This is a genomic window from Providencia sp. PROV109 (assembly GCF_033681625.1).
GTDB lineage: Bacteria > Pseudomonadota > Gammaproteobacteria > Enterobacterales > Enterobacteriaceae > Providencia > Providencia hangzhouensis.
In genome coordinates this window covers 3851454-3865702 of the sequence record NZ_CP096320.1, presented here as the reverse complement: position 1 = coordinate 3865702, position 14249 = coordinate 3851454, and the positions used below count along the sequence as shown (strand labels likewise).

The 14249-nt window shown below is 36.9% G+C and carries 11 protein-coding genes and 1 pseudogene; 5 read left to right on the top strand and 7 right to left on the bottom strand.

Annotated features, from left to right (window positions below; all coding sequences use genetic code 11):
• Window positions 1–73: 73 nt before the first annotated feature.
• Both M1F25_RS17885 and M1F25_RS17880 read right to left on the bottom strand, forming a co-directional pair.
• A complete protein-coding gene (locus M1F25_RS17885) occupies window positions 74–481 on the bottom strand; it encodes a DUF2628 domain-containing protein (protein ID WP_036958052.1) in 408 nt (135 codons plus the stop codon).
• Between the two features lie 200 nt (window positions 482–681).
• On the bottom strand, window positions 682–1062 hold the full coding sequence (locus tag M1F25_RS17880; protein ID WP_181488670.1) for a DUF1992 domain-containing protein: 381 nt from the start codon (window positions 1060–1062) through the stop codon (window positions 682–684).
• A gap of 457 nt (window positions 1063–1519) precedes the next feature.
• Here M1F25_RS17880 and M1F25_RS17875 point away from each other — a divergent pair, with 457 nt between their 5' ends.
• Window positions 1520–3091 carry an AbgT family transporter gene (locus M1F25_RS17875; RefSeq protein ID WP_110591172.1) on the top strand — a complete coding sequence of 524 codons (1572 nt, stop codon included), beginning with the start codon at window positions 1520–1522 and terminating at the stop codon, window positions 3089–3091.
• 228 nt (window positions 3092–3319) lie between these two features.
• On the opposite strand, the gene M1F25_RS17870 is transcribed toward M1F25_RS17875, so the two are convergent.
• The 5 genes from M1F25_RS17870 to M1F25_RS17850 all read right to left on the bottom strand — a co-directional run bounded on the left by M1F25_RS17870 (window position 3320) and on the right by M1F25_RS17850 (window position 8903).
• Entirely contained in the window at window positions 3320–3637 is a 318-nt protein-coding gene (locus M1F25_RS17870; protein WP_094961548.1) for an MGMT family protein, read from the bottom strand.
• A 403-nt stretch (window positions 3638–4040) separates the two neighbouring features.
• Window positions 4041–5021 (bottom strand): hypothetical protein, encoded by a 981-nt coding sequence (locus M1F25_RS17865; protein ID WP_175427131.1) that lies wholly within the window; start codon window positions 5019–5021, stop codon window positions 4041–4043.
• Between the two features lie 27 nt (window positions 5022–5048).
• A complete protein-coding gene (locus M1F25_RS17860) occupies window positions 5049–5780 on the bottom strand; it encodes a molecular chaperone (protein WP_164560871.1) in 732 nt (243 codons plus the stop codon).
• A 22-nt stretch (window positions 5781–5802) separates the two neighbouring features.
• Window positions 5803–8286 carry a fimbria/pilus outer membrane usher protein gene (locus M1F25_RS17855; RefSeq protein ID WP_181488668.1) on the bottom strand — a complete coding sequence of 828 codons (2484 nt, stop codon included), beginning with the start codon at window positions 8284–8286 and terminating at the stop codon, window positions 5803–5805.
• A gap of 86 nt (window positions 8287–8372) precedes the next feature.
• Window positions 8373–8903, bottom strand: coding sequence for a fimbrial protein (locus tag M1F25_RS17850; protein ID WP_144396090.1), 531 nt, complete (start codon window positions 8901–8903; stop codon window positions 8373–8375).
• Window positions 8904–9676: 773 nt separating this feature from the next.
• On the opposite strand from M1F25_RS17850, the pseudogene M1F25_RS22500 reads away from it, so the two are divergent.
• The 4 genes and pseudogenes from M1F25_RS22500 to M1F25_RS17835 form a co-directional block, all read left to right on the top strand.
• A pseudogene (locus M1F25_RS22500) lies at window positions 9677–9868 on the top strand (integrase core domain-containing protein); the annotation flags it as partial.
• A 712-nt stretch (window positions 9869–10580) separates the two neighbouring features.
• Window positions 10581–10889: a helix-turn-helix domain-containing protein gene (locus tag M1F25_RS17845; RefSeq protein WP_004258958.1), complete on the top strand. Its 309-nt coding sequence runs from the start codon at window positions 10581–10583 to the stop codon at window positions 10887–10889.
• A gap of 209 nt (window positions 10890–11098) precedes the next feature.
• Window positions 11099–11632, top strand: a complete 534-nt coding sequence (locus M1F25_RS17840; protein WP_004258955.1) for a fimbrial protein — start codon at window positions 11099–11101, stop codon at window positions 11630–11632.
• A 131-nt stretch (window positions 11633–11763) separates the two neighbouring features.
• Window positions 11764–14244, top strand: coding sequence for a fimbria/pilus outer membrane usher protein (locus tag M1F25_RS17835; protein WP_181488666.1), 2481 nt, complete (start codon window positions 11764–11766; stop codon window positions 14242–14244).
• The last annotated feature ends 5 nt before the right edge of the window (window positions 14245–14249 follow it).

The window sequence follows — 14249 nt, the reverse complement described above, 5'->3', positions numbered from 1 at the left end:
GTTATTTGGGGAGCTTTGTTGCCAGATAAAAATTAGCCACCTCGCCCGCAGCCAATTTTTATCTTTTTACAGCTTAGACCATGCGGATCCCTTCAAATGGGTTCCAGTTGTCCAATCCTTTGGTTTCTTTAATATAGTAAGCATAATTGGCAACCATGGCCCACAGCGCTGACATACCGACAGATACCCCTGTAAAGACGGCATTAGGGATCGTTCCACCAATCATAAAATCAATAATATTTAAAACTAGACCAACCCCAAGAGTGATACCAAGCATCACCAACCCTTTCTTCCACAGCCCTAAAATCAAGAAGTAAATAATACCGAAGAAGAAGGCAAAAATGTTCATATTAATGAGAATACGTTTACCGAAAGAGGCGGCTTTCAACGCTGCTTTGAATTCAGGCGTATCAGGAGCACCATGCTTATCAAAAAAGTCGAAACGTTCTTGCCATTTATTAGAATATTGTTTCTGTTCCATTTTCCATCTCTTGCTTATTAATAAGTATAAAATAGGGATTGATAATACTTGGATAACCATATAAAAAAGAGGTAAATAGTCTTAATATGACTATTAAGGGGCATTTTTAATAACGAATCAAGCAAAGAAAAATAAAGGAAGAATGATTAAGATAAATAGTAAACGGATAATGGATTAATTTATTGTAAGACTTACCTACATTATTTGGTATTTGACTTATTGGTTATTTGTTCAGAAATTGAATTTGCATAGTTGCCATGTAAAAAATCAGTATTTACATTGGCTTGTTTGAGTTTTAGTTCGAGTAAAGCTAATTGCTTACTCACCGACGTATAATTGGGGTCGTCCACAGAGAGACCTTGTAGCATATGGCTTAGCGTTAGTGCATCTTTCCTTTGTTGTAATTCAGTGGGTAAATAGCCCGAGTTCTTTAATATTCGATACCCAGCCCTAAGTTCAGGTGGAACTAAACTATCATCTTCAAGCTGTAACATTTTTCCCTCCCCATTTAAATTTGAAAGCTCCCCTTTACTCAGAGCTTCTTGAATATGGCGTTCTGCCCAAAGATCAATGACTGACATGATAGTGACTCCATGAATTGATTTTTTACTATTATAGCCTTCCATATCAATATAAAGAAAGTTGGTAGATTATTCTTTGTTGGGGTTGTTATTCCGAATTATAAGTAAGGTTTTATCGAGTGTTTATAAATAAGGTTTTTACTATTAATATGAAATAAAACTGCTAAAAAATAATATTTAATTAGTGATAAATGACGAATAAACGTCATAGATAATATGAAAATTGTTATATTGACCACACTTATAGAAATTAATTTATCTGATTTACTTTGGTTTTAATTGGTGCCTTTATTTAAATTAATAATATTAATGACTAATAAAAATGAATTATCCCTAATTATGTTGAATTTTATGTCTAAATTGTGTGAATTTTGTTGATTTGAAATGATCTATTTGTAAATGGTAAAAAACAAAAACATTGTGTAATGTCCGTTTTTCTTGTTTATAAGGAGAAAATATGGAACAAAAGAAGCAAGAGGGAAGCCGTTTTTTGCGAACGGTTGAGTGGCTAGGTAATGCACTACCACATCCCGTCATTTTATTTATTATTTTAATTGCAATTTTATTAGTTTCCTCAGCAATTGGTCAGTACTTTGGTGTAAGCGTGCCAGATCCGCGCCCAGAAGGCGCAAAAGGGCGGGCAGAAGATGGTATTATTCATATTGTAAGTTTATTGGATGCCGAAGGGATCCGAAAAATTATTGCGAATGTCGTCACCAACTTTACAGGTTTCGCACCATTAGGGACGGTATTAGTGGCATTATTAGGGGTTGGAATTGCAGAGCGGGCCGGCTTACTTTCCGCGGCTATGCGCTTAATTGTCACCAAAGCTCCGCGAAAATTAACCACAATGGCTATCGTGTTTGCGGGGATCATGTCAAACACCGCCGCAGAATTGGGCTATGTGGTACTTATTCCACTGGCTGCCATTATTTTCCACTCATTAGGTCGTCATCCTTTAGCGGGTCTTGCCGCCGCATTTGCTGGTGTTTCAGGTGGTTATTCAGCAAACTTACTATTAGGTACGGTTGACCCGTTACTTTCGGGTATCACTCAGCAAGCTGCGCAAATCATTGATCCAACTTATATCGTGGGTGCAGAAGCAAACTGGTACTTTATGTTTGCCAGTACGTTTTTAATCACTATTTTAGGTTATTTGATCACCGAAAAAATTGTGGAACCCCAGTTGGGTCCATATACAGGTGGTGCCGTTGATGAAGATGAAAATAGCCTTTATGCTTCTGCAAACGTTACTCCACTCGAGAAAAAAGCGTTATTCTGGGCATCAGTTACCTTCTGGGGATTAGCGGCAATTTTGGCGTTGATGGTGGTACCAGAGAACGGAATATTACGGAATCAGGAAACGGGATTAGTCAGCAACTCGCCGTTCTTAAAAGGTATTGTGGTCTTTATTTTTGTCTTCTTTGCCGTTCCAGGCATCGTGTATGGTTATATTGCTAAAACTATGCGCTCGGATAAAGACATTGTTGATGCAATGGCTGGAGCAATGAGTACGCTCGGTTTATACCTTGTCATTATTTTCTTCGCGGCACAATTTGTTGCTTTCTTTGGTTGGACAAACATCGGGCAAGTTATCGCAGTTAAAGGTGCCAACTTCTTAAATAGTATCGACCTTCACGGTGGTGTGCTGTTTATTGGCTTTATTCTTATCTGTGCATTTATTAATTTAATGATTGGCTCAGCATCAGCCCAATGGGCGGTAACGGCACCTATTTTTGTTCCTATGCTAATGTTAGCGGGCTATGCGCCAGAAACTATTCAAGCGGCATACCGAATTGGTGATTCGGTCACGAATATTATCACACCGATGATGAGCTACTTTGGCTTAATTATGGCGATTGTTGTGAAATATAAGAAAGATGCAGGGATTGGTACACTTGTCTCAATGATGTTGCCTTATTCCATCATTTTCTTCATTGGTTGGTCATTATTCTTTATCGTATGGGTATTTGTATTAGGGATTCCTGTAGGGCCTGGTTCCCCGATTTATTTCACACCGGGAAGTTAGCGTTTTGATATTTAATTGAAAAACCATTGGTTGCCCTACTTTTAATTCATTGGATGAAGGGCAACCAATGAGGATGTAAGTTATGATTTTGTTATTTTAAACATAGGAACTAGATTAGATAGTAATTATAAAAATAAACAGCTGTGAGTGAGACAGTTTATTTTACTAAGTACCAACAATTACAATATTACGGTAAAAATTATTTTTATACTTAATAGAATGAAAGAGCTAATCAAATCCTTCCCAGAAATAGTCCTTTAGTTTTATTTTATCGTTCAAGTCAAAAATAATACCTTCATCTATAAGGGCTTGTTTGTGACGTAGATAGCACTCGCCTTTGACTGATAACTTACCCTGACTATTAATAATACGGTGGCAAGGCAAAGAACTTCCCGCAGGGATGGTTCTAATAACTTGGCAAACTTGGCGTACATGAGCTGGGTAACCTGCCATTTTTGCCAACGTTCCGTAAGTGACAACTCTACCTCTTGGGATACTCCCTATAAGACTATAAATGATGTCTCGGAAAGATGGCGCGTTGTTCATGGTTATAGCCTCAATTACGATGGGTGTTTATCAACCTAAATATGTAGGCGTTGGTGGGCAGTGCATGATTAAATTGTATAGCAAGTTTGTCAATGTGATAGTTTTCTTTGGCGGAAATCACCACAATGGGATGAGAGGGGGAAGTATCTGTTTTATGACTTGAGTTTTAAGCTGTAAATGGTGTTGAATTAAGTAATTATATTTTTCATGGGCGTAGAGGATCTTTGATTTGAATTATCTCTTTCTTAATATCACACGCCTTCTTTATATTTCTACTATTTTTACTAATAGTAAGTGACATTGTAGAGATTAAGGCAAAAATCTCATTATCTCTCCTCCATTTTAGGCTAAGCCAATACCACCGCACAAAGGTGATATTGACTTAATACAAACCTAAAACTCACTAACGGTAGGTAAATAAAACATTCACAGTGTTACTGAACTGCCCTGATTTAATGGCTTCAGCATCTTTCTTGGATAACTCGATACTGTAAGGGAAATAGCCGGGCTGTTGTTTACTGATACTCCCTTTATAATAATACTGATCAAACGCAACCTGTTGGTTATTGGTTCTGTCTGTAATTGCAGCTTGTAGGCCATTGTTAAAGACGATGTACTTTTTATTTATCACGCCACTGTTGCTTTGGAACGCAACACTGACTTCTAATGCCGCATCACACGTTGAATCGGGCACTAAATCTAATGAAAAGTTTTCTCTAACTGTTTGACCACCTTCAAAATTTTCAGCCGTGAGCTCTTTAAAATCAACCACTTTATCGCTCATGCGGACAATCGGTGTTGGGCAATAGTTCACCAATTTCCCGATAATCCTCGCCTGATAGATATCCCCTAAACTTTTTCTCTGGTAATCACTGTGATAACCAACATTAAAAACACCGGTATCAAAAGATTTTAACTCTCCCGTACCTCTGACCACTCGATACGTGTAACCAAATAGCACATTTTTAGGGCCCGCTTCCCAGACGCCCACTTCTAACTGCGGGGTGTTGGCCGCAGTTATTTCAACAGAGCCACTATACATACTGTCCTGATAAAGCCTAACACCGCTGTTTTTAAGTGTATTTTTTATGGTTGTTGGCGTTTGGTTGTTAAACCAAATTGTCCGCTCCGCCTTTGAGCCTGAAAACACACAAGCCCATGAAAAGAAACCACTACTGGCAGAGCCCAATAGAGTGCCGGGAGCAACGGTGCCGGGGGTTGTATTCATATCAATATAGACTTCAGGAAGTGGGTTCCACGCATTTCCCGTCGAGCCGGGTACACTATTACCCGGTCGGCATGTCACTCCGGCATACGCGGCAGAAGTTGACATCAGAAGGAGAAAGAACACGCCACTTTGCCATGACCGTTTTTTAAATTTCATTTCAGTAAGTTCCCACATTTGTATTTTTTATTTCGCCTGTGGCAATAATTGGCAAGGCTGTGCTGCGGCGCACTGGTATTTATTAAATTTCAGACCACCGAAGTCATCAATATAAGCGACTTCAAAACTATTCCATGCCGGGTTTTTCAATGTCACGGTTGAATCACTAAACGGGGCGACAAGCACTTCAGGAAAATCTTTATCCTTACTTTGGTCAACATTGATATTGGTGATCACAATATTAAACGGGGTTGGATTGGACAACGTAATCTGTCCACCTTGTTTTGTGACTTTTAAATCGCGCTGAAAATCTTTCTCGGCAGAGACTTTGTAGTCAATACCTTTTGGGCGATAAAACAGTTTTAAGCGTGATTGGATAGTAAACTGAACCGCATTCGCTTCTTTACCTTGCGGTGGAATACCTAATACATTGAAATACAACAGACTCTCCCTGTCCGTGGGTAAGGTATTTTGCCCATCCATATACGCAATTTTGATTTGTTTTTTCTGTTTAGGGCCAATTTTTTGTAAAAAAGGTAACGCCACTAGTGAGTTAGTCAGCTTTTCACCTTTTTGGTTTTCTATCCATGTCTGCGCTAAAAACGAAGAGGCGGTATCTTGGTTTTCAACAACGATACTGGTTCCGCCATCGGCTTCATTAAAAATAACACGGGTTCTATCTAACCCAAGAACGGCATACGCTTGGCTCATGACGCTTGAGAGTAAAACAACGGAAAGTACTTTTTTAAATAATGTCATTTTTTCACCCATTGAAATCACATTAGTGACGACAAGCAATTGAATCGCTACTTTTAGCCAGGAGACTGTCCGCTAAGAACGTACACGCTTGTGCATCTCCCCAGTTAACGCTAAGTTGGTCGCCCATGTTCAACCCGGTTAAGTAGACGATACCGGATTCAGCAATAATGCCTGAAACTTTACCCGTTACGTTATTTTTCACCACTGAGCCTAATGGTGGGTATTGACCATTAGCCAGCTTAATTCGTGTTATCAGTGACTTACCAATATCTGCATCCATTTTAGCATAACCGATTGCCCCATCAGTGAGTGTAGACGCTAAAACATTATCATCAATGTTTACGGTGTCTGGCAGGTTGTTCACATCCACCTTGTATTCCATATTATAGTAGGTCGGAACGTTACTGATGGTGGCTAACCCACGGCTATTCGTCGTCGCATGGCCATTTTCAATCATCACGCCTTGCGCATTTGGCACATCAACCACTAAACGAGATTGGTCACGATACGTTAAACGGTGCGCAGAAATACCGTGCTGTGTCGCGGTGACCGAGCCACTCATGGTCATACTTAGCGACGTCATGGAATCCGATAATGACCCCGTCACTTGGACTTGGCCGGCATCCGCACTGTGTGATACATAGGTGCTCACCATCCCTTCCGATAACCCATCTTGGGTCGATGCGGTTAAATTATAGTTCGTGTTGCTATCAACATGACGACTGTAATTCACGTTATTTGCATAGCGCTTGTTGCTGTCACTGTAAGAGGCGAAATACGATATCGATGCATTTTGGTTTTCAGTACTTAATGGTTTGCTGACGTATAAATAAACTTGGTTATCCGTTTTATTATTCGCCCCACGGACTTGGTTTAAAGACAGGGAGATATTCCCACCTTTCATGACGCCTTCATCGAAGAATTTATTGAGCCCCACACTGAAATAGTTATTTTGCTTACCATTCCAATAGGTTTTACGTGATGCGGTGATATTCGCACTCGCATTCATTCCACGTAATTGCTGAGCGTAAGACAATGAAAAAACATGTTTGTCTTTATTGGTATCGCTATCTTGTCTGTCGACAAAGTTTTGCTCAACAAAATTGGATAAAGAGTTAAAGGTTCTGTCGGCAAAACGGTACCCGGTTAATGTCAACTGCCCATCAATACTCGGTAAATCTTTGGCATAGTTAATACGGTAGCTTTTGCCTTTCTCACGCCCCAATAAGGTGTCGGCGTAAGATTGGGTGATATCCACCGAAAAAGCCCCTAAAAAGCCGATATTTTGGCCAATGCCGAGGTTAATGGCTTTATATTTATTCCCTGATGTCGCCACGATTCCGCCAAAAACAGAGGTATGGTTAAACACCCCAACAGAGCTTTCGACAGTCATAAAATTGTCGTCAGCATGGGTGCCATTTTTCGGGGATAGCTGACCTAAATTCAAGGTGTAGCGCGCTTGCCCTTTACGGGTTAAAAACGGAATATTGGTTGTCGTAAACTGGAATTTCGTTTCTTTACCGTTATCCTCTGCCACGGTCACATCAATGGTGCCCATGATGGATTGACTTAAATCCTTAATCACAAAAGGGCCCGCCGGCACTTTCACTTGGCTGATGATACGGCCATTTTGTGATAAGGTCACCGTTGCGTTTGAGGCGGCAACCCCAGTAATTTGAGGGGCATACCCTCTGAGGTTCGGTGGCATCATGCTTTCATCGGTAAACATGCTCACGCCTTTGAAACGCACGCTATCAAACAAGTCTGATTTAATGAAAATTTCCCCGGCAAACAACTTCGCCGATAAGCTGGCAATGTCCCTAAAAGCGTAGACTTGGTCCCAATCTAAGTTGCGTTTCTTGCTACCCCGTCCATCTTCGCCCGCCAATTTATTCTCATATTGGTAATTTGCCCGTAAACGCCATTGCGCGAAGTTAGCACCCACATTCCCGAAGGCATAGAGTTGGTTACGTGTTTCTTCGTTTTTACGGATTAAATGATTATCGCTAATCGTATAATCTAAAATTAACCCCGCAATCCCATAATCGCGCATTTCAGGACTCACCCACGAAGAATAAGTCGATGCCATATATTTCTGAGGTATCGAAATACTCAGGACTTGTTCGCTATCATTAAAATCGATAGCCACGTTTTTATCGAGAGAGAATAAATTAATACATGCGTTTTCTTGAGACGAAAGTAATATTTCTTTCGCTTCTTCATTTAAGGGAAAACGTTTTATTAATTGTGCCGTAATACACGGCTCAATCGTTCCGTCATGATTAATAAACTTAATTTTTTCGCCGCGGATAATTTTTTTATCATTTAAAATAATATCCGATTCATATAAACCTTCACTTAAACTATTTTTTTCAAAATAGCTTAGGTCAATATTGTCGTCTGCAGACAAATTAAGGGCATTGATATTAAAAGTTTCCGCATTTGTATACCCACCACACATAATGAGTGAGATAATATAACCTATATTTTTTTTCTTAAAATACATGTTGGCACTCTTATGATAATCGATAGTGGGAATACAAAGCTTTACGCTAATTAGCGTAAAGCTTTTGCTTAGGCATGATGGCTATCTTATTCGTAGCTTAATACGTAGTTTGCGATAGAGTTGATGCTACCTGAAGTGGCGGCACCGGTTGCTTCTGCTTGAGCAGACAAAATAATTGTGGTGTCAGACGCTTTCAGTGTTTGCTCTAAAGTATCACCGGGTTTAATGGCTTTACCTGCATTGTCTAAGAATGAAACTGCAACGTTATTTGCGCTACCCGTGCTTGACCATAAAGATGCGTTTGTGGCATCAGGTTGGCCATTAAACGTAATTTTTACTTTAGAATAAGGAGTACCTGAAGCACTTGGGTCTAATTGGCAATCTTGTAATTTTAATTCAAATGAATTGAGTGGGCCTTTTTTACCTGCAGCATCTAAATTAACCGCGGCAATATTACCTAATTGAACTTCTTTATTCACATCAGTCGGTGCAATTGTACATGCACCGCTATTAATTGTGCCTTTAAACGTAATTTTACCAGAACCGGCATCCGCAGCCATTGCAGAAATAGAAGTTGTCGTTAACGCTAAGCATAATGCAATTAAAGTCTTATTCATGTTATCTACCTTATATTAAGTCATTTAATTAAAAATTTTTATCTGTTGTGAAGAACGAAACAAATAATATCCATAAAATGAGTAACCAGATATCGCTAAAGTATGTATTTCGCCGGTAGAATGTAACGAAATATATTAAATTAACGCATTGAAATTAAAAGAAAATAAAAAACGAAATATTTATTAACATTATCACTAGCATCGCGTTAAGGCGTTGAATGCAGATCTTTAAGCCAAAAAACAACTCACCATAAGCATTAAACGCCAACATAACCCATAAAAACAAATAAACGCATTACAGGAGTATTTAAGCAGTGAAATATATTTTAAATAATCAAAAACCGAGTTATTGAGATATTTATTTACATCCATTTATGAGTTTGAAATGACTTTATCGCGTTAGATTAATTCACTCGCATAGAAAACTAGCCTAATCGTTTGTTTTTTAATGTTATTTTTGATGGGGGTAAAATGAAGGTGATATTCTGATATTTTTCACTTATTTTTATCCGGTAAAGTAGATAAAACAAAATATATTACAAAACAATTAGTTAGCATTTATTATGCCTTCTAAATCTATTATGGTCTTATTTATCCCATGCATTTCTAGGGCGAATATGGGATGAAAATGTGGGTTTTCTACTATTAAAGAAAAAAGGATTACAACCTCAACGTAACAATAGCTTGTCACTTTATGCAAATCAGTCGACAGGCCTATTACAAAATACTGGATAGGATTGAGGAGCGAAAGAAAGCTGATCCATCATTAAGGTCGGGGGATACAATCTTGTTCTTCGGAGTATCAGGAAATACATAAAGAACATAATATTCAATGTTCTATGATAGATAGCTACGATTGTTGCCAAAATGCTTTAGCAGAACGAATTAATGGAATATTGAAAATGGAGTACTTTCTGATAAAACCGAGTAATCTAGAGCTAGTGAGAAAATTAGTTGAAGATGCCAAAAACGAAGGTAAAAAATTCATACTAACTAGGAGGCGCCGACCAAAAGACTCTGCTTTTAGTGCTGCCTTAAATTCAGGTGTACTTGGCGCACCATGTTTAAGAATTTAAAACATTTCTACGATTCTTGAGAATATTGTTTTTATTCCATTTTTTTATTCTATTATGGTTAACTAATAAAAATGATATGGATAATAACGAAATATTTAAAGAATGTAGGAATGAATAATCTTAATAACTTCAATAGGTAGGGCATTTAGTTAAGGGCTTAATAAAGCCTCAAGAAAGTTTATAGTCTTAAAGTTTATTATTTTTTTAGGTACGGGTATCACCAAGTTTTGGTGATATAAAATTCCATTAAAAAGGAAATGTTAACATCTTGTTAATTAATAACATGTGGCGTTTAAGACTTGTTGGATAAAAAAACTGTTTTTTTTAAATATATGAGATAAGTAACTATATTTAGTGATGGTGTTTACCCGAAAAATGACGAGTTCGTTAGACATTGTTTCATAAACCTTACTTATATTAAGGGTAACCAGATATTAATAGTTAATAATCAGCATTTTCAATAAATAAAATTAATGTTTGGTTTTATTTATTACTCGTATGTGAGTTTGTTATTTTTATTTTATTTAATTAGTATTGCTCGCAGTTAGTTATTCTTACGTTATTCAGTATCTACTTTGTATTTTTCAGAAAGGAAATAAAAATGGCAGCTAGATATCCTATTGCCAAAATAGTAGGGAGCAGAATAAAGAAGCTTAGAAGGGAGTATGGATTAACAGGAACTGAAGTGGCAATGGCTTTGAATGTTAGTCAACAGCAGTTTTCTCGCTATGAACGAGGTATTAACAGAATAGATATTGATTCTTTAGTTATGATTGCAGACTTCCTTAAAGTCAGTGTTCATTATTTCCTTGAAGATATAGATTTAGAACAATCAAATAGCTGGACCTCTGAATATAACTCATTATTAAGTCATGGTTTTTATTCAAACAATAAAAAAAATGAAGGTTAGTATTTGTTTTAAGGATCTCCTTATATTTACGGTTCATATTAGTGGTTATATTACTTCACATGTTATCGAAAATCTCAAGTCATTAAAATAATGATAAGAATAAAGTTAACTAAATTCTAGTTATATCAATAAAATTATTGATATGGCTGTGTACCAACTAAGGTATTGCCTTAGTATATATTAATAATATCATGAAATAAGGGTTTAAAATGAAAAAGACGCTATTAGCATCTTCAATTATCGCATTAACATTCACTGCTGCATCAACTTCATTTGCTGCGGATGTAGGAAGCGGTACTATTGAATTCAATGGTACTGTGAATACTGGTGCTTGTACCATTGCTCCTTCTTCTGTTAACAAAGAAGTTCAATTAGGTTCTGTTCCAGCTGCATCATTACAAACAGCTGGTTCACAAGGTCCAAATGTTGATTTCACATTAGAATTAACGGATTGTATTTTGGACCCTACCGCAAGTGGTACTGATTATTCTAAAGTAACAGTTAAATTTACGGGCCAAATGGATGCAGCTGGCACCTTATGGGCAAGTACTGGTACTGCTACCAATGTTGGTGTGTTATTCCAAAATGCAAGTGGAACAAATTTAAAAACAAATGATACTGTTGAGCAAAGCTTAAACGCAGGGACAAATGTTATTAATTTATCTGCTCGTATGCAGGCATTAGGTGCAGCTACAGCCGGTTCTGTTAAATCTACAGTCGCTTACGTTTTAGATTACCAATAAGTATTAATATAAAAACATTAAAAAAATAATAAATCTTATATTTGCTGATTATGCTGTGTATAGCAATTGCTTCACAGCATTTTCAGTTATATGAGTTCATTCAATAAATCCATTATAGAATATTGCGGCTAATGAAAAAGAACAATTTTAATAAAAACATAGTGACTAGTTTAGTATCTAGTTTATTGTTTTACACTTACTATGTTAATGCGGATTCTGTTCAATTTAATGAAGACGCATTATCTATTTTGGGTAATACTAATATAGATTTAAGTGCATTTGAGAAAAATAAAATTAGTGAAGGTTCTTATTTTTCTAATGTATCGGTAAATGGTCGAAGAATCAATTATTTTGATCAAATAAATTTTTTAAATAAAGACGAAAATATACAACCTTGTATTTCTAGAAACTTAGTAGAAGTTATTGGGTTAAAAGAAGAATTTATTAAAGAAGTACCAACATGGGAAAATGGTCAGTGTTATGATCTTGCATCACAGGATAAAAATATTCAGGCAAGATTCGATGATGAAAAGCAAGAGTTAATGCTTTCAATACCTCAAGCTTATTTTCAGTATTCTGATGACAATTGGGTTCCGCCCATGCAGCGGGAAGTTGGAGTTAATGCACTCGTATTGGATTACAACTTTGTTGAAAACTATATTAAGTATAAGAATACTCGAGATATTAATAATTTTAGCTCATTCGGTTCTATTGGTGCGAATGTAGGGCGTTGGCGTGTTCGCAGTAATTATCAATATCAAAAAGATTTTAATGATAATGAAAATGATAATTTTAAATGGGTGCAAACTTATTTATTTACAGATTTACCTAGTTTATCCGCAAAATTTTTTGCGGGTAAGTATTATACAGTAAGTAATGTATTTGATTCTGTACGCTTTAACGGCGTTAGTGTCTTTACGGATGAGAACATGCTACCGGCTTCTCTAAGAGGGTATGCACCGAGTGTCACAGGAACCGCGACAAGTAATGCGACAGTCACTATCTCACAAAATGGACGTATCTTGAATCAAATGAAAGTGGCACCAGGGCCTTTTTCAATTGATAATTTGAGTTCCTCTTTATCAGGGACTCTTGATGTTAAAATTACAGAAGAAGATGGCTCTATACGTGAGTACCAAGTTTCCTCGACCAATATTCCTTTTTTAACACGCCCAGGCATGGTGCAATATAAACTGAATGCAGGCCGGTTAGACCCAATGGGATATAAAAACATCAATGATGACTTTATATCAACTGAAGCTTCTTGGGGGATCCTCAACAATTTATCTATTTTTGGTGGTATTTTTGCAACCTCTAATGATGAATATCATGCCTATAATGCAGGTGTTGGGGTAAATATGGAACGCTTTGGTGCAATATCTTTCGATATTACACAGTCGAAGAATCAACTACAGGATATCGCTTTACGTACTGGTGAAAGTTACCGTATTAATTATGCAAAACGTTTTTCGAATTCAAGTCGATTGGATTTAACAGGGTACCAGTTTTCTAATGAAGGCTTTATGTCAGTGAATGATTATATTAGCTTAAAAGAAACTCCGTTAACGCCACATTATCGGCAGAAAAATGTATTTACGACTTCTTTTACACAACAACTCCCTGATTTACAGGCAGATATAAGTTTAAGTTACTCACGGGAAAGTTATTGGAAAGAATCAAAAAATAACAATACTCTCAATTTATCGTTTAATAAAACCATAAATACAAGTTTTATAAATAATGCGATTTTATCATTATCAATTGGTGAAAGTAGCTACGTAAAAGGTAAACGCTCTAAGCAAGCATATCTTTCGTTAAGTATACCATTTGGTGGTGAAAGAAACTCACGGATTCAATACTTTAGTTCTTATAATGATATTGATAAAAAATATAATAGTAATATTAATTACAATTCTAAAATTAATGACAATAATGTTAGCTTAGGTTTATCAAGTAAAGACCTTTTTGAAAATGCGGCAATGAATGCATCCGTTTATCGTGATACGCAATATGGTACTGCACAACTAACGGGATCGTATGGTGAAGATTACCATACATTAAGTGGGTCACTAGATGGCTCCTTGACGATTACCAACCAAGGCCCAGTCTTACACCGACGAGTTTATGATAACCAAGCTCGTATGGTTATTGATACAGATAAAGCGAAAGGGGTATCAATTAATAAAAATGAATCAGTTACGAATGGGTTTGGTTTAGCCGCAATTAGTAATGTTCCAACCTATTATAGGTCGACCCAGTATGTAGACCTTAATAATGTACCAGACAATGTCAGCATTGATGACAGCGTGATTGAATCAAATTTAACTGATGGTGCGGTTGGTTATTCAAAACTCAATACATTAGTGGGGGAAAAAGCGTTAGTTACAATTAAATTCCCTGACGGAAATACGCCCCCATTTGGTGCTTTAGTTTATGGCTCTGATAATAATAGTGTATTGGGAATGATTGCAGAGGAAGGGCAAGTTTATTTAACGGGCTTCCAACCAGATCAAAAATTAACGGTTAAATGGAGTGGTGACCAGTCATGTCGAATTATGTTAGGAAAACAAAGCCATTTAGCCAGTAAGAATATAACCTGTAATAAAGAATAGAAAAT